At 66.0% G+C, this 15852-nt stretch carries 11 protein-coding genes; 7 read left to right on the top strand and 4 right to left on the bottom strand.

Annotated features, from left to right (window positions below):
- The first annotated feature begins 42 nt into the window (after positions 1 to 42).
- Entirely contained in the window at positions 43 to 663 is a 621-nt protein-coding gene (locus tag OMW55_RS02750; RefSeq protein ID WP_264880639.1) for a YbhB/YbcL family Raf kinase inhibitor-like protein, read from the top strand.
- 101 nt (positions 664 to 764) lie between these two features.
- Here the strand turns inward: OMW55_RS02750 and OMW55_RS02745 are convergent, their stop codons facing one another.
- Positions 765 to 2474 carry a cellulase family glycosylhydrolase gene (locus OMW55_RS02745; RefSeq protein WP_264880637.1) on the bottom strand — a complete coding sequence of 570 codons (1710 nt, stop codon included), beginning with the start codon at positions 2472 to 2474 and terminating at the stop codon, positions 765 to 767.
- A 483-nt stretch (positions 2475 to 2957) separates the two neighbouring features.
- Between OMW55_RS02745 and OMW55_RS02740 the strand changes: the two genes are divergently transcribed.
- Positions 2958 to 7520 (top strand): Calx-beta domain-containing protein, encoded by a 4563-nt coding sequence (locus tag OMW55_RS02740; protein WP_264880635.1) that lies wholly within the window; start codon positions 2958 to 2960, stop codon positions 7518 to 7520.
- Between the two features lie 39 nt (positions 7521 to 7559).
- Here OMW55_RS02740 and OMW55_RS02735 read toward each other — a convergent pair whose 3' ends face one another.
- On the bottom strand, positions 7560 to 9350 hold the full coding sequence (locus OMW55_RS02735) for an alpha/beta fold hydrolase (protein WP_264880633.1): 1791 nt from the start codon (positions 9348 to 9350) through the stop codon (positions 7560 to 7562).
- A gap of 313 nt (positions 9351 to 9663) precedes the next feature.
- Here OMW55_RS02735 and OMW55_RS02730 point away from each other — a divergent pair, with 313 nt between their 5' ends.
- From OMW55_RS02730 to OMW55_RS02720, 3 genes are read left to right on the top strand one after another with little or no spacing between them, the layout of a single operon-like run.
- Positions 9664 to 10569, top strand: coding sequence for a diiron oxygenase (locus OMW55_RS02730; protein WP_264880631.1), 906 nt, complete (start codon positions 9664 to 9666; stop codon positions 10567 to 10569).
- 30 nt (positions 10570 to 10599) lie between these two features.
- Positions 10600 to 11160 carry an OsmC family protein gene (locus OMW55_RS02725; protein WP_264880629.1) on the top strand — a complete coding sequence of 187 codons (561 nt, stop codon included), beginning with the start codon at positions 10600 to 10602 and terminating at the stop codon, positions 11158 to 11160.
- Positions 11161 to 11219: 59 nt separating this feature from the next.
- Positions 11220 to 12440: a phosphatase PAP2 family protein gene (locus OMW55_RS02720; protein ID WP_264880627.1), complete on the top strand. Its 1221-nt coding sequence runs from the start codon at positions 11220 to 11222 to the stop codon at positions 12438 to 12440.
- Here OMW55_RS02720 and OMW55_RS02715 read toward each other — a convergent pair.
- Positions 12324 to 12620, bottom strand: coding sequence for a PepSY domain-containing protein (locus tag OMW55_RS02715; RefSeq protein WP_264880626.1), 297 nt, complete (start codon positions 12618 to 12620; stop codon positions 12324 to 12326). The two genes, OMW55_RS02720 and OMW55_RS02715, sit on opposite strands and share 117 nt — an antisense overlap.
- A 118-nt stretch (positions 12621 to 12738) precedes the next feature.
- On the opposite strand from OMW55_RS02715, the gene OMW55_RS02710 reads away from it, so the two are divergent.
- Both OMW55_RS02710 and OMW55_RS02705 read left to right on the top strand, forming a co-directional pair.
- Positions 12739 to 14532 carry an ABC-F family ATP-binding cassette domain-containing protein gene (locus OMW55_RS02710; RefSeq protein WP_264880625.1) on the top strand — a complete coding sequence of 598 codons (1794 nt, stop codon included), beginning with the start codon at positions 12739 to 12741 and terminating at the stop codon, positions 14530 to 14532.
- A 2-nt stretch (positions 14533 to 14534) separates the two neighbouring features.
- Positions 14535 to 15248: a hypothetical protein gene (locus OMW55_RS02705; RefSeq protein WP_264880623.1), complete on the top strand. Its 714-nt coding sequence runs from the start codon at positions 14535 to 14537 to the stop codon at positions 15246 to 15248.
- 45 nt (positions 15249 to 15293) lie between these two features.
- Here the strand turns inward: OMW55_RS02705 and OMW55_RS02700 are convergent, their stop codons facing one another.
- Complete coding sequence (locus OMW55_RS02700; RefSeq protein WP_264880621.1) at positions 15294 to 15821, bottom strand: EF-hand domain-containing protein; 528 nt, start codon at positions 15819 to 15821, stop codon at positions 15294 to 15296.
- Positions 15822 to 15852 lie beyond the last annotated feature (31 nt).

The following is a 15852-nucleotide window of genomic DNA, read 5'->3' as shown; positions in this document are numbered from 1 at the left end:
CATCCGAGGCGAACGAAGCGCAGGGCTGCGCGTTGGTCGGCGATGCTCGAACATATTCCGCACTGGCTCGGCCAGGCACTCACGGGCGTTCGCGCCGGCCATGACAAGCTCACCGTCGCACGCCTCGACCTGCATCAGTCGGCCGAGCTGTCGCTCACCAGCCCCGCTTTTGCGTCCGGCGGCCGGCTGCCCGAACGCTTCACTGCCGACGGGGCGGGCATCTCACCGCCGCTAGTCTGGAGCGGTATACCGGCGGGAGCGACCAGCCTGGCGCTGATCGTTGAGGATCCCGACGCGCCGACCCCGCGGCCCATGGTGCATGCGATCCTGCTCGATATCGATCCGGCGCTCGGCAGCCTCGCGGAAGGTGCCATTGCTCCCGATGGCGCGGGCTCTGGCGGCAAGAACGTCGGCCGCAACTCGGGGCTGTCCGAGGGCTGGCTGCCGCCTGATCCACCAACCGGGCACGACAGTCACGACTATGTTTTTCAGCTGTTCGCCCTCCGGGCGGGCGCACCGTCCGACGACGCGGCTCCCGGCCGATCGGACTTCCTCGAAAAAGTCCGCGGACGGGTCCTTGCCACCGGATTGCTGGTCGGAACCTATTCGCGTGGCGAGGAAGCGCCGGTCGGCCCCGCCGCTGGCGGACTGGCCCGGGCCTAATCCGCCAGGGACGGCGGCTTTCGAGTGAACCGCAAGTGGCGAAGGAGGTCAGGCGCCTCGCGCCCAACCTCCCCGGAGCTCATCGCGGGATGACCCTGTGCCTACAGGATTATCCCCGTGACGGCATGAACGCCCACCAGGGTCAGCGTGAAGTCCGCCACCCCGTCGCCGTTCACATCGCCGGCGATGTAGGTGTTGGCGGCGTCGCTGTGGATCTGCAGCTGGCCCGCCACCCTGGTAAATGCGCCGGAACCGATGTTCGTGAACGCCTGGTCGCCGGATGCCCCGCTGTTCGCGTCGATCTGCCCCAGGTCAATGGTATCGCCCGACGCCCAGTCCGTGATCTTGTCCCCGTTTGCGTTTGCGGCAGTATCGAAGATGAAGCGGTCGTTGCCCGCGCCGCCCGTCAGGACGTCGGCGCCGCCACGACCATTGATCGTGTCGTTGCCGCCATTGCCGTTCAGCACGTTGGCGCCCGCGTCGCCGAACAGGATGTCCGCGTTACCGCTGCCGGTCACATTCTCGATGCCGATCAGGGTGTCGCCGTGCGCATCGCCATACAGCTGCGTCGCGCGGGTGAGATCGACGTTCACTCCGGCACCCGACCAATGGTAGCTCGCCGTGTCGGAGCCGTTGCCTCCGGAGAGTACATCGGCGCCGCCGGTTCCCGTAAGCGTGTCGTTGCCGTCGCGGCCGTCCATTCTGTCGTTGCCGGGAGTACCGTTCAGCCAGTCGTTACCGGCTGACCCGACGATTGTCGGGTTGCTGAGGTCGGCCGTCGACGTGGTGGTGGTGGTGGTCGTCGTCGTGGTCGTCGTGGGCGGCGGCGGGGGCGGCGTGGTGGTGGTGGTGGTGGTGGTCGGCGTAGTGGTGGTCGTTGTCGATCCCCAGGTCCCGTCGTCCAGGAACCCCTTCAGCGAGTTGAAGTAATTCGACTCACCCTTGTCGGGGCTGCCCATGAACATGGGGTAATCCTTGGGCCACCAGAAACCGCCTCCCCACGCCGTGCCCGACACGCCGTTGGCTTCCATGTACTGGACGGCGCGGTTCTCGACCTCGATCCAGCGCGGATCATTGCTGGGAACACCGAACTCGCCGATGAAGCCCTTGAGATTGTTGGCCTTGAGCCAATCAAAGAACGGCTTCAGCCGGTCGACACCGACGTTCGCGTAGGCGCCCTGCTGGTCATAGGAGCCGTTGTACGTGCCCGACGAGTCCCGGTCGAAATACTGGTGGGCTTCGTAATAGATGTTGTTGGCCGGGTCCTTCAGGATGAAATCCCGATTGATCGACTGCCAGCTGTGGGCTCCGGACCAGCCGTCCCCGCTGGCGAAGATGGAGTGAGTTCCGTCGACGCGGCGAATGGCGTCCACCGCGGCCTGTGCGGCCGCCTTCCATACGCCGGCACCCCCCATGTCGTGTGGCTCGTTCATGATGCCATAGCCGATCAGGGCCGGAGCATCCTTCACCGCCGCCGCGAGCTTCTGCCAGAAATCGGCGAACTTCGCGTTCGGCACGGCCCAAGAGCCGACGGTTTGTCCATTGTACCGGCCGTAGTTGTGGAGATCGATGACGACCTTGACGCCTGCGGTTTGCGCATCGGCCAGGAACTGCTTCAACCGACCGAGTTCATTCGGGTCCAGCGCTCCCCCAAGCGATGGCTGCATGCGCTCCCAGTCGAATGGCAGCCGGATCAACTGCGCACCCTTGCCTGCGTAATATTTGATCTCGTTCAGATCAGGATAATGATAATCACGCCCATAAGTGTTCCCGGAGCCGAACTCGGCCCCAGACAAATTAATACCGATCATGTAATCCCCGCCCTGAACTGAACTAATTACGGAATCGAAACAGGAACCTGCCTCGTGGTCGCATCGGCTATCGCGGAGTTCTCCGGTGCAACAGGAAGAGTTACCCGATTGTCGGTAAACCGTTGCTACAGCTCGATGAATTAACGTGCGAACGCGGAACATCTAGGCTGGAAATGTGCCGTTAATACTCCGCTTGGCTGGGTTTGCAGCGATGGCGTTTGATCAGGCTATCGCCACGTGGACCTCCGCTTGGCCTCATGGGCCAACCCTGGCTCTCTGTGATGCAAAAGCCGCGTCTCGCGGGAATTAACGTTCAGGGACACTGTTTCACGAAGGAACACTGCCGCGGTTGGAGGAACAAGGCTGGATCGAGCCGGTTTGCCGGTTATGCTTAACCACCAAGCCTAACATTCTGTGAATCGTCGTCCTTTCGAGCGGGCGAACCACGAAATTTTTGGTCGTAAGACCTTGGGAGCGTAACGAATGGCGACGATCGGCCTCAACATTTCTGGCGGCGAATTCAACGGTACCGGAGGCTCGCCCGACAACGGCTATCATTATCCGACGCTAGCCGAGCTCCAATACTATAACAGCAAGGGCGTGGACCTGGTCCGGATCCCAGTCGGGTGGGAGCGACTGCAGTCTGCCTTGGACGGGCCGCTCGACCTTGCGAGCGACATCGCGGTGCTCAAGCAGTTGCTGACCGATGCGGGATCGCTGGGCATGAACGTCGTGCTCGATCTGCACAATTATGGCCGGTACAACGGCAAGGCGATCGGTGACGTGGGCGGGCCGACCCCGGCGCAATTCGCCGACTTCTGGCAGAAGATGGCGACCGAGTTCAAAAGCTATCCGGCGCTGGTCGGCTACGACCTGATGAACGAGCCGCACGACATGCCGGTCGCAGGCGCGTGGAAGGCGGCGGCGCAAGCGGCGACTGACGCCATCCGCACCGTCGATATGAAGGCCATCATCTACATCGAGGGTGACGGCTGGTCGTCGACGCACACCTGGCTGGACAACAACGCCGACCTCATCATCACCGACCCAGCCAACCGGCTGATCTATACCGCCCACGGCTACTACGATCAGTTCAACGAAGGCGCGTACCGTTACACCTACGAGGGCGAGAAGGCCTACCCGGAGATCGGCGTCGACCGGCTCAAGCCGTTCGTGGACTGGCTCAACGCGCATGGGTTCAAGGGCATGATCGGTGAGTTCGGAGCGCCCAGCACCGACCCGCGCTGGCTCGAGATCCAGAAGAATGCGCTCGACTACATGGTCGCCAATAAACTGGAGGCAACGGCCTGGGGCGGCGGTCCGTGGGACACCAGCTACACCCTGTACATGGCTAAGGAAGGCCAGCCCGATTCGGCGTACATGAACCTGATGGAGGGCTATTTCGGGAGCTACGTCGATCCGTTCACCCTGGCCGCTCCGGCCTCGGGTCCACCGGCGGTGGCCGTCAACGACGTGGCCATCAACGAAGCGGGCGGCGTGATGGTCTTCACCGTTACGCGCGCCGGTGACCTGTCGGCCGCTTCGTCAGTCGACTTCGCGACCGCCGACGGTACGGCGATTGCCGGGTCCGACTACCTTGCTGCCGCTGGTACCCTCACCTTCGCCGCCGGTCAGGCGACCGCTACCATCACCGTGCAGATCATCAACGACACCCTTTATGAAAAAGGGGAACTGCTGACCCTCAACCTGTCCGGCGGGGTGAATGCAACGATCGTCGATGCGCAGGGCGTGGGCAACATCGTCAGCGAGGACCTGTCGCCAACCCCGAACATCCCCGACGGGTATCCGACCACCCCGACCATCGTCGGCAGCGCTGGCGACGACTATATCAACGCGGACTGGACCAAGGTCGACAACATCGACGCCAAGGGCGGCAACGACTTCATCGTCGGCGCCGGCAATGCCGACTTCATCGACGGTGGCGCCGGGATCGACACGATCAGCTACCACTGGTCGGGATCGCGCGTCGATGTGGACCTCATGCGCACCTTCCAGGGCGGCGGTGACGCCAACGGCGATGTGCTGGCCAACATCGAAAACGTTAACGGCAGTGGTCAAGGTGACACTCTGCGCGGCGACAATGGCGCGAACGTGCTCAACGGGCTGGGCGGCGCGGACACGCTGACTGGGCGCGGGGGCGCCGACGTATTCCTGTTCAGCTCCGCCAGCGATGCCAACGGCGACGTGATCACCGACTATTCGGCGGAAGACCGGCTCGACTTCAGCGCGTTTGCGCCGAAGTTCCTGTCGCTGACCAACGATGGACTGAACACCAGGATCGTCGGCGACGTCAACAATGACGGCGTGGGCGACTTTACCGTGACGCTGAACGGCGTCTTCACCAGCGTGAACGGTGTGCTGGCCCCGGCGACGAACCCGCCCGCGGTCGCGCCGACAGTGGCGATCAACGACGTAACGGCGGGCGAGCAGGCCGGCTCCATCACCTTCACGGTGACTCGCTCGGGCACGCTGACTAACCCGTCGACGGTCAACTTCACCACCGCAAATGGCACGGCCACGGCGGGGTCCGACTACCAGGCCCTGAGCGGCACGGTCAGCTTTGCGGCGGGCGAGGCGACCCGGACGATCACGGTGGCGCTGACGGACGATAAGCTGGTGGAGAACCCGGAAACCTTCTTCGTCAATCTGAGCGGCGGGACCAACGTCACTATCGCCGACGCGCAGGGCGTCGGTACGATCATCAGCGACGACGTGGCCCCTGCCCCGGTCGCGCCTTCTGTCGCGGTCAGCGACGTCACCGCCAACGAGGCGGACGGGGCGATGCTGTTCACGCTGACCCGCTCGGGCGACCTCAGCGCGGCATCGTCGGTGAACTATGCCACTGCCAACGGGACCGCGACCGCCGGGTCGGACTATACCGGCACCTCGGGCGTCGTCTCATTCGCCACCGGGCAGGCCACCGCCACCGTCACCGTCTCGCTGATCAACGACACGGCCGTCGAGAACCCCGAGACGCTGTTCCTCAACCTGACGGGCGGGACCAACCTAACCATCGCCGACGCGCAAGGCGTGGGCACGATCGTCAGCGAGGACGTGGCGCCGACGCCTCCTACCACGCCCATGCCGCCGGCCGGCTTCCCGACGGTGCCGACGATCGTCGGCACCAGCGGCAACGACAACCTCAACGCCGACTGGTCAAAGGTCGATTATGTCGCGGCTGGAGCGGGCGACGACTTCATCACCGGGGTCGGCAGCGCGGACTATATCGACGGTGGCGCAGGCATCGACACGGTCAGCTACCACTGGTCGGGCGCGCGGGTCGATGTGGACCTGCTGCGCACCTACCAGCAGAACGGCGACGCCAACGGCGACGTCCTCGTCAACATCGAAAACGTCAATGGCAGCGGCCAGAACGACACCCTACGCGGCGACGATGGCGCCAACGTGCTGAATGGGCTGGGCGGCAAGGACGTGCTGACCGGCCGCGGCGGGGCGGACACCTTCCTGTTCAACTCGGCGAGCGACGCCAACGGCGACGTGATCACGGACTATACGGCCGAGGACCGGCTCGACTTCAGCGCCTTCGCCCCCAAGTTCCTGTCGATCACCAACAATGGCGTGAACACCACTCTCACCGGCGATACCGACAATGACGGTGTGGGCGACTTCACCGTCACGTTGAACGGGGTCTTCACCAATGTGAACGGTGTGACCGTGGGAGCGCCAAGCACGACCGCGCCGTCGGTAACGATCAACGATGTCGCGGCGGACGAGCGCAACGGCTCGGTCACCTTCACCATTACCCGCACCGGCTCCCTGACCGACGTCTCAACGGTGAACTTCGCCACGGCCAACGGCACGGCGACCGCGGGGTCCGACTATACCGCGCTCAGCGGCACGGTGAGCTTCGCGGCAGGCGAGGCGACCCGGACCGTGACCGTCGGCATCATCAACGACACGCTGGTCGAGAACCCGGAGACATTCTTCGTCAACCTCAGCGGAGGCACCAACGTCACCATCACGGACGCGCAGGGCGTCGCCACCATCGCCAGCGACGACGTCGCACCCACGCCGACGGCACCGTCCGTCGTGGTCAACGACGTCACCGCAAACGAGGCGAACGGCCTGCTGAGCTTCACTCTGACCCGCTCGGGCGACCTGTCGTCCGTCTCGTCGGTCAGCTACGCGACGGCAAACGGCACTGCCACTGCTGGCTCCGACTATACCGCCGCCTCTGGCACCGTGTCCTTTGCCGCCGGCCAGTCGACGGCGACGGTGAACGTGGCGCTGATCAACGACACGCTTGTCGAGAGCAATGAGGCCTTCACCCTGAACCTGTCGAACGGCGTCAACCTGACGATCGCGGACGCCCAGGGCGTGGGCACCATAGTCAGCGACGACACGGCCACTCCGCCTACGACCCCGACCGTTCCGTCCGGCTTCCCGACCACGCCGACCATCACCGGCACGGCGGGGAACGACTATATCAATGCCGACTGGTCCAAGGTCGACAATGTGGATGCGGGCGCGGGCGACGACTTCATCGTCGGGGTCGGCAGCGCCGATTACATCAACGGTGGCGTCGGAAGCGACACGGTCAGCTATCACTGGTCGGGATCGCGGGTGGACGTCGACCTGATGCGCAGCAGCCAGCTCTACGGCGATGCCCATGGCGACGTGCTGGTCGGCATCGAGAACATCAACGGCAGCGGCTACGGCGACCTCCTTCGCGGCGATGATGGTGCAAACATCCTCAACGGCCTGGGGGGTCGTGACACGCTGAGCGGTCGCGGCGGCGCCGACGTGTTCGTGTTCAATTCGGCGGCCGACGCAAACGGCGATGTCATTACGGACTACAGCTCGGCCGACCGGCTCGACTTCAGCGCGTTCAACCCCAAGTTCCTGTCGATTACGAACAACGGGGTGGACACCACCATCGCTGGCGACACCAACGGCGACGGCAAGGCCGATTTCACTGTTGTCCTGAACGGCGTGTTCGCTACCGTGAACGGCATACAGCTGGTCGGCGCCGCGCAGGCGCTCTCGTCCGACACCTTTATCTGAGCGATAGCGGTCGTCCGGACACGCTCCGGGCGGCCGCGCTCAGCGCAGGAAGTCGGCGACCGCGGCCCGCGCCACCTCCCAGGCTGGCTCGGTCCTGGTCAGGATGTGGTTGTCGCTGTCCAGCGGTACTAGCCGGGCGTCGGGCAACGACCGGGCCATCAACTCCGCCCCGCTCAACGGGCTGACCCGGTCCCCACGGCTGTGCACCAGCAGCACCGGTGCACGGATGGTAGGCAGCACGTCCAGCACGTCGATCTCGCCGTAGCAGCGCTGCGCGTCCGGATTGAGGAACACCGGGTGGCAGAAGCGGGCCGAGCACCACTCTTGCAGCTCGTCGCTGGCCTGCGGGACGACCAGGGCGCCGATCATCCGGCCAAACGCCTGCGGATCGCGGTCCAGCATCTGCCGGCCCATCTCCACCGCCGCCGTGCGGACACCGATCTCACTCGGATCGCCGCGCGCCAGCACGCCCTGCGCGTAGCCTGCTACCAGCACCATTCGCTTAACCCGCTCCGGATGCCGCGCCGCATAAGCGAGTGCGATGGCCGCACTGTTGGAGAAAGTCAGAAGGTCGACCGGCCCGTCTCCCGCCTGAGACGCCAGGCACTCCAGATCTTGGACTACGGCGTCGAAGGTCCAGCGGGCCGGGTGCAACTCCGACTGGCCGCAGCCGCGGGTGTCCGCCCGATAAGCCCGGTGCCCGTGCGTCGCCAGCGTCAGCCAGTGGCCCCACAACGGACTGTTGCCGTCCTCCGCGATCTGGTGGAACCAGACGCCCGGCATCAGCAGCGGGTCGCCCTGGCCCGACACAGTCCACGCGATCCGCGTGCCGTCGGCCGAGTGGGCGAAGCGGATCGGAGCGGGCTGCGGCCCGGCGTGCGCATCCGCTTCACGCTGCCCCAGCCGTTTCCAAGCCGCGGGCGGGAGGCCGAACTCGCGCTTGAACGCCCGGTTGAACGCCGCTTCCGAGTTGAAGCCGACGCGATAGGCGATGTTGGCGGTATTTTCCTTGCCCTCGCGCAGCAGGTTTGCCGCCTGCCGCATCCGCCACTTGGCGCAGTAACGCATGGGCGATTCGCCCAGCAGCGCCGAGAAGCGCTCGCCAAGCACGGTTCGCGACACGCCCGCCTCCCGCGCCAGCAACTCGATGTCGAGGTCGTCGGCGAAGCGGGCATGGATGATCGACAGCGCGCGGGCGACCGCCGGGTCACGCAGCCCGTCGAGCCAGCCGTTGTCTCCCTCTGGCAGGTCGTCGACATAGGCCCGCACGGCTTCCGCGAACAGCAGCTCGGCAATACGGGTCACGACCTCGTCGCTCGGCTGCCCGGTCGTCAGAAAAGCCAGGTTCTGCTCCAGCCAGCGCTCCCGCACCTCGCTGATGTCCTCCACCTTCAGCATGGCCGGCAGGCATTCCAGCAGCGGGTGCTCGCCCGCCTCTACGCCAAGGAAGCCGCAATAGAACTCCACCGCGTCGCCACTCCCGTCGATCGTGAAGCGGGCCAGCCCACGTTCGGTCGCGCCCCGGATGAAGTCGTGCGAGTCGATTGGCTTCGGCGCATCACTGGTGAACAGCCGGTGCCGGACGTTGCGCGGGAACAGCAGGATGGAGCCCGCGTCCGCCTTCACCGGCGGCTGCCCTTCTACCTGCGCGAACAAGCGGCCCTGCTTGACGTAGTGATAGGCGATGACCGGACCGCCGTTCGGAAACAATGCGGCGATGTCTTCCGGTTTCAGCTGGGAGTAAACGCACCAGTCGCCGTGCGCCTCCCCTTCGAGGATCACCCCGCCGGTCAAGTGCAGTGAGGACAGAATGTCGCTGAGGACATCCATGACGGTTTCCTCGTGGGTTCCGGCGTTTCGGTCAATTCATCCGGTTGCCCGGTCATATCAGTAGCGCATCGGCCGGCGTAAATCATCCCCAGCCACGGACGAACAGCAGCGAACAACTTGCGGACATGGGGTTCGCGAGATCGCCGATCCCGTACCTGGCCACCAAGGGGACAAGACATGGACGAACTGACCTACGAACTGCGCGGCCGGGCCCTGCTGGTCCTCGCCTGCGCCTTCATCAGCGGCCTGACCACCGCCGCCCTCGCCGTTTCACCCTTCCTGCTTTGACGGCCGGGAGGGCCGGAGGACCGCCATGTACCACGACTTCACCTTTCAACAGGCGCTCGCCTCGTCGCTGCGCGGGAACTGGGAACTGGACGAGGTGCTTGCGCCTGACCAGGAGCTCGACTTCTCGCTCCGCTTCATGCCGGAGAGCCTCGCCCGCACCGCCGCGCTGACCCAGCTCAGCCCGGCGGAGCAGAAGCTCCTCAACCAGATCAGCGGCCACCAATATCTCTGCATCTTCGGCGTGGTGGAGGAATTCATCGTCCCATTTGTGCTGGACCATGCCCGTCCGCACCTGCGGGAGGACGACTGGCGGGTCCGCGCCCTGCTCAACTTCGCGTCAGAGGAAGCCAAGCACATCCACCTGTTCAAGCGCTTTCACCAAGCGTTCGTCCGCGGCTTCCCGGTGCAGCCGCAGATGATCGGTCCGTCGGAGGCGATCGGCGCCGAGGTGTTGCGCCATGACCCGCTCAGCGTCGCCCTGGTCATCCTGATGATCGAGTGGATGACGCAGGGCCATTACCTCGGCTCCATCCGCGACGACGGGGATCTTGACCCGCTGTTCAAGAGCCTGATGCGCAACCATTGGATCGAGGAAGCGCAGCACGCCAAGCTCGACACGCTGATCGTGGATGCGCTGGCCGAAGGGCGCTCGGACGAGGTCTGGGGCCGGGTGATGGACCAGTTCTTCGCCATCGGCGGGTTCCTGGACGCGGGGCTCGCCACGCAGGCCCAGTTCAACCTCGATGCGCTCGAAGCCGTGACTGGCCGTGCGGTGCCCGACCGCGAGGCCGTGGCCGCCCAGCAGCGCCAGGCTGCCCGCTGGACCTATCTCGGCTCGGGAATGGTGCACGACCGCTTTGTCTCGACGCTCCAGGCGCACTCCCCCGCCGCTGCTCGGCGGGTTGCCGAAGCAGCCCCGATGTTCGCGTAACCGACACTTCCACCCGAAAGGACCAGCATCATGCTCGACACCACCACCACCCAGGTCAACGGCATCGACCTCGGCATGCTCGGCGAGATCGTCGACCGTATTCAGCAGGACCCGGATAACGGCGCATTGGCATTCGCCGTGACCACCCGCTGGACCGGCGGCACGCGTAGCGAAGCGACCGTCGAGGACATCCGCTTCGGCGGGCAGCGTATTCCGCGCGATTATCTGATCGAGGCCGACGAGCCGACACAGATTTGCGGCACCGACCAGGCGCCGAATCCGCAGGAGTTGCTGATGGCGGCGTTCAATGCCTGCATTACGGTCGGCTATGTCGCCGGCGCGGCCACCAAGGGCATCAAGCTCGAGCGACTGGAGATCCGCACGAGCGGCACGCTCGACCTGCGCGGCTTCCTCGGCCTGTCCGATCAGGTCGCGCCCGGCTACGAGAGCGTCGACTACGAGGTGACCATCGCTGGCGACGGCACGCCCGAGCAATTCGCCGAAATCCACCAGGCGGTGATGAAGACCTCGCCCAACTACTACAATCTCGGGCGCCCGATCAGGCTCAACGGCACGCTCAACATCGCCTGATTAGCGGGGTAGGTCCGGCGGGCGGCAGTGCGCCGGCCGGACCGACCCGCAGCACCCACTTGCCGGACATCCCGAACAGCCTCTACACCTTCAACCGGGGGCTCGGCCCGCAGCGCCAGGCAGTGGCGTGCGCCAGCGCGTGGCCGGAGGGTGTCTTGTTCAGGGAAGCGCTGCTGGCAGTACGCCGTCCATCGTATGCGGCTCCCGAAGCCTCCGGCAGTACTCCGGCGAGCATCCCCGTCGCGACCTCCGACGCTTTCGTCGACCGCTTGCGCCAGCTCACGGTCTGGCTGCTCCTGGCGAGCACGATGGCTGCCATCGCCCTGGCGCTGCGCTTCAGGGTCCCGATCGATCCTCACGGCACGCTGGTGATCGACTTGCTGCTGGCGACCCTGCTGCTGGTCTCCCGCATCTGGTGGCTGAAGCTGTCAAATCAGCGGCTCGCCGACGCGTCCGGCACGTTCGCACTGGCCTCGCTCGCCGGGATGACCTGCGGCGCCATCGCCATGCTGGAGTTGCGGCTTGGCTACCCGATCGCGGACGGCATGCTGCAGTCACTCGATCATGCACTGGGCGTCGACGGGCTGGCCATCATCGCCGCCGAACTCCGCGCCGGCGCAATTCTCACTTGGCTGATGCCACCAGCGTACAACTACACGCTGCAGATCTTCTTCATCAGTCTGGTCATCCTGTCGCTGCGCGGCGACCGAATCGAGGCGTGGCGCGGCACCTTCTGCTTCATGGGCACGCTCCTGACGACTTGCCTGATTGCAGCATTTGTCCCGGCCAAGGGGCTCGGCACATGGGCCTCGGCCGATCTACTGGCACAGCTGCCGCCCCAAGCCATGCGGAACTTCTGGCCTCACTTCGACGAATTCTACCTTGGCAACCACCCGGTCCTGCGGCTGCAGGTCATCGACGGAGTGATCTCCTTTCCCTCGTTCCACTCGATCGTCGGCTTTCTCGTGATGGCCGCGTGGCGGAATTATCGGTGGGCGCGGATCGCCGCCGGGGCGTGGCTCGCGGTCATGCTGCTGTCGATCTTCCCGGGCGGCGGCCACTATGTCGTCGACATGCTCGCCGGCCTGGTCGTGTGGGCAGGGTGGTTCGCCGCCTCGAAAGCTCTGCAAAAGCAGATGGCCACTCCGCAACGGAGCGGCGGCTCAATCTCCGCTGCGACCGAGAATCCGGCCGGTGGCGGCATCCACATCGACCCAGATCACACGCCCGTCGCGCATGAACTTCAAGCGGTAGGTCTGACCGTTGAATTCAGGTCCTAGATAGTCGGCGCCGCCCATGTGCGGCATGACCCGCCGCTCGATCATCGGCAACGGCATGGACCGGCCCTGGCGAAACGCCTGGAAGGCCCGGTCCTGGTCGCGCGGCCGGTCGGCCAGCGCCGGGCTGGCGAACAGGCCGGCGGCAACAGCCGCGGCAAGAAGGGAACGGAACAGGCTCATGCGAATCTCTTGAGGCACGGTGTAGCACAAGCCATTGAATAGCTTGTGAACGGAAGCGAGGGGGCCTGTCCACCGGCGTTGGTGACGAGGGCCCTTCTCGCCGCTAGACAGCGCCGCCATGGCTGCCCCGCCCATCCTCTCCTTCGAAGACCTCGGCCTTATTCAAGGCGAGGGCTGGCTGTTCCGCAACCTCGACATCTACCTCGGCCCGCGTGACCGGCTTGCGCTGATCGGCCGCAACGGTGCGGGCAAGACCACGCTGCTGAAGTGCCTGGCCGGGACCGTCGACACCGACGCTGGCCGCCGCACCATCGTGCCCGGCACCAAAGTCGTGCTGCTGGAGCAGGATCCGCCGATGGGCGCCCATGCCACGCTGGAGGACTGGGTGCTGCATGGCGCCGACGCGCCGCCGGCGCACGAAGCTGCCGCCATCGCCGACCAGCTGGGCATCGACCTCCTCCGCACCACGGCCACCGCGAGCGGTGGCGAGCGGCGGCGAGCGGCGATCGTCCGTGCGCTTGCGCAGGACCCCGACGTGCTGTTGCTGGACGAGCCGACCAACCACCTCGATCTCGCCGCGATTGACTGGCTGGAGGATTGGCTCGGCCGTTTTTCCGGCGCGTTCGTGGTGATCAGCCACGATCGCACCTTCCTCACCCGGCTGACCAAAAGCTGCCTGTGGCTCGACCGGGGCCAGATCCGCCGTGCCGAGATCGGCTTCGGCGGCTTCGATGCCTGGACCGAGAAGGTCTACGCCGACGAGGAGCGCGCGGCCGAAAAGCTGGACGCCAAGCTGGCAATCGAGCTCCACTGGTTGCAGCGCGGCGTCACTGCCCGCCGCCGCCGCAACCAGGGCCGCCTCGCCAAGCTGCAGGAGATGCGCGCCCAGCGCGCGTCCATGCTCGGGCCTACCGGCTCGGCCAAGCTCGGCCTTGCCCGCGACGACAGCAAGACCAAGACCGTGATCGACGCGGAGAATGTTACCAAGGCCTTCGGCGACCGCACCATTATCCGCGACTTCACCCTGCGCATCCAGCGCGGCGATCGGATCGGCCTGGTCGGTGCGAACGGGGCTGGCAAGACGACTCTGCTCAAGCTGCTGACCGGGGAACTGGCGCCGGACGGGGGCAAGGTGACCCTCGCAAGAACGCTGTCCGGCATCGTCATCGACCAGCAGCGCAAGCTTATGTCGCCCGACAAGCGAGTGCGCGACGTGCTGGCTGAAGGCGGCGACTGGATCGACGTTCGCGGTACCAAGAAGCACATCAAAGGCTACCTCAAGGAATTCCTGTTCAATCCAGAGATGACGGAAGCCCCGGTCGGCAGCCTGTCCGGCGGCGAGCGCTCGCGCCTGCTGCTCGCCCGCGAGTTCGCCCGGGCTTCCAACCTGCTGGTGCTCGACGAGCCGACCAACGACCTCGACCTCGAAACCCTCGACCTGCTGCAGGAGGTCATCGCCGACTATGAAGGCACCGTCCTGATCGTCAGCCACGACCGCGACTTCCTGGACCGAACGGTCACGGTCACGCTTGGACTCGACGGCTCGGGCAAGGTCGACATCGTCGCTGGCGGCTATGAGGACTGGGCCAGGCGGCGAGGCGAAGCCGCCCGGCCGCAGCCCAAGCCTAGGGCGACCACCCCGGTCGCCAACGCGGCGCCGCCGGCGGCTGCGAAGAAATTGTCCTACAAGGACCAACGCGACCTCGACCGCCTGCCGGCCGAGATCGAAAAGATAGAAGCGCAAATCGCCGCCGCCGAAGCGGCCCTCGCCGATCCCGACCTTTATACCCGCGATCCGAAGCGCTTCGCTTCCCTCATGGATCAGGTGGCCAGGCTGCGTGCCGACAAGGAAGCCGCCGAACTGCGCTGGCTTGAGGTCGCGGAACTGTCCGAAGCGCTGGCCGCAGGCTGACCGTGCGCGGCCTGGATTTCAGCAGCTGGTCGTCGATCCTGTCGACCCTCGCCGGGTTGGCGCTGATCACCCTGATCGGCGTCGGCATCCGGCTGCTGGTGATGGCCACCATCCAGCAGCGCCGCGAGCGGGAGAATCGCCAGATCAACGAGCGGCTTAAGACCCTCATTGCCGCCTACAAGACGCTGGGCGGCTCGTTCACCGGGGAACTGTCCGTCGATCCGCGCCACCTGCGCGACCTCCGCCGGCTTGCCGCCGACGATCCGGCGGTGCAGGCCACGCTCGACAACGAACGCCTTCGCCGCATGCGCGACCAGGTCGAAGCGGCCTTCTCCGACATCATCCTGCTCGGCACCGACGAGCAGGTTCGCCTGGCCGCCGCGGCGGCCGAGGAAATGGTGGCCGGCCGACCAGTTCATACCGCCGAGCTGGTCGTCAGCCTGCGCAACTTCATCCGTCAGGCGCTCGACCTCGACGCGATCACCACCGGCCTGGCGATCCCAAGGCAGGGCCCGCTCCGCCCGGTTTCAATCGGCGGCGGCAAGGGCGGGCGCGGCAACGGTGGTGGTGGTGGCGGTGAAGAGGGCTCCCGCGGAGGGCGCGGCGGCGGCGGCGGGATGGCCGGCGCGGCCGGCGGCGGTGCCGGCCTCGGGATCGGCCTCGCGGCCGGACACGACGAAGCCGACGACCACGAGGACGCCGGCTCCACTCGCTGACGAAATGGTGCGGGCGACGCCGAAGCGCCGCCCGCTTTCGCTCACTTACGAGCCAAGGAACGCCTGCAGCTCGGTCTGCGACACGCTGCCGCTCTTGTCGGTGTCGGCCTTGCGGAATGCCGAGCTCAGATAGCTCTTGGTCGGGGCTTTCTGCCCGGCCGCCGACTGCAGGTCACCGACCCACTTGTTGAACTCGGTCTTGCTCAGCCCGTCGTTCTTGTTGGTGTCATACTTGGCCCAGTCAGCCTGCACGACCGACTCAGCCGTGGCGGTGCTGCCCGACGTCGTGCCGCCGGTCGTGCCCGCCGAGCCGCTGGTGTCCGTGGTCGTTCCGCCCGTCGAGTTGGACGACGGCGTAGCCGGGCTCGCCGGCGTGGCGGCCGTGCCAATGCTCGGATCGGCGGCCGTGGCCGGGTCGGCCGGCGTGGCGGGCTGCGCCGCGCCCGGGGATGACGGCTGGGTTTGGGTGGTCGGTTGACCCTGCCCGGTCGTGGTCGTGGTCGTAGTCGACTGGGCGAAGGCCGCAGCGCTGGTGGTCAGCATCAGGCCGAAAAGGGCGGACTTGATCATCATGAATCTCCATGCGTTCGCCCCACACAGGGCG

The organism is Sphingomonas arvum, assembly GCF_026013565.1.
Classification (GTDB): Bacteria; Pseudomonadota; Alphaproteobacteria; order Sphingomonadales; family Sphingomonadaceae; genus Sphingomicrobium; species Sphingomicrobium arvum.
The sequence above is the reverse complement of the archived record's forward strand: the minus strand, read 5'-3'. Positions and strand labels throughout refer to the sequence as shown.

What these genes read in the sequence shown, in the direction of transcription:
- OMW55_RS02750 (WP_264880639.1), top strand. Translation starts at nt 43, where the DNA reads ATGCTCGAACATATTCCGCACTGGCTCGGCCAGGCACTCACGGGCGTT.
- OMW55_RS02745 (WP_264880637.1), bottom strand. Translation starts at nt 2,474, where the DNA reads ATGATCGGTATTAATTTGTCTGGGGCCGAGTTCGGCTCCGGGAACACT.
- OMW55_RS02740 (WP_264880635.1), top strand. Translation starts at nt 2,958, where the DNA reads ATGGCGACGATCGGCCTCAACATTTCTGGCGGCGAATTCAACGGTACC.
- OMW55_RS02735 (WP_264880633.1), bottom strand. Translation starts at nt 9,350, where the DNA reads ATGGATGTCCTCAGCGACATTCTGTCCTCACTGCACTTGACCGGCGGG.
- OMW55_RS02730 (WP_264880631.1), top strand. Translation starts at nt 9,664, where the DNA reads ATGTACCACGACTTCACCTTTCAACAGGCGCTCGCCTCGTCGCTGCGC.
- OMW55_RS02725 (WP_264880629.1), top strand. Translation starts at nt 10,600, where the DNA reads ATGCTCGACACCACCACCACCCAGGTCAACGGCATCGACCTCGGCATG.
- OMW55_RS02715 (WP_264880626.1), bottom strand. Translation starts at nt 12,620, where the DNA reads ATGAGCCTGTTCCGTTCCCTTCTTGCCGCGGCTGTTGCCGCCGGCCTG.
- OMW55_RS02710 (WP_264880625.1), top strand. Translation starts at nt 12,739, where the DNA reads ATGGCTGCCCCGCCCATCCTCTCCTTCGAAGACCTCGGCCTTATTCAA.
- OMW55_RS02700 (WP_264880621.1), bottom strand. Translation starts at nt 15,821, where the DNA reads ATGATGATCAAGTCCGCCCTTTTCGGCCTGATGCTGACCACCAGCGCT.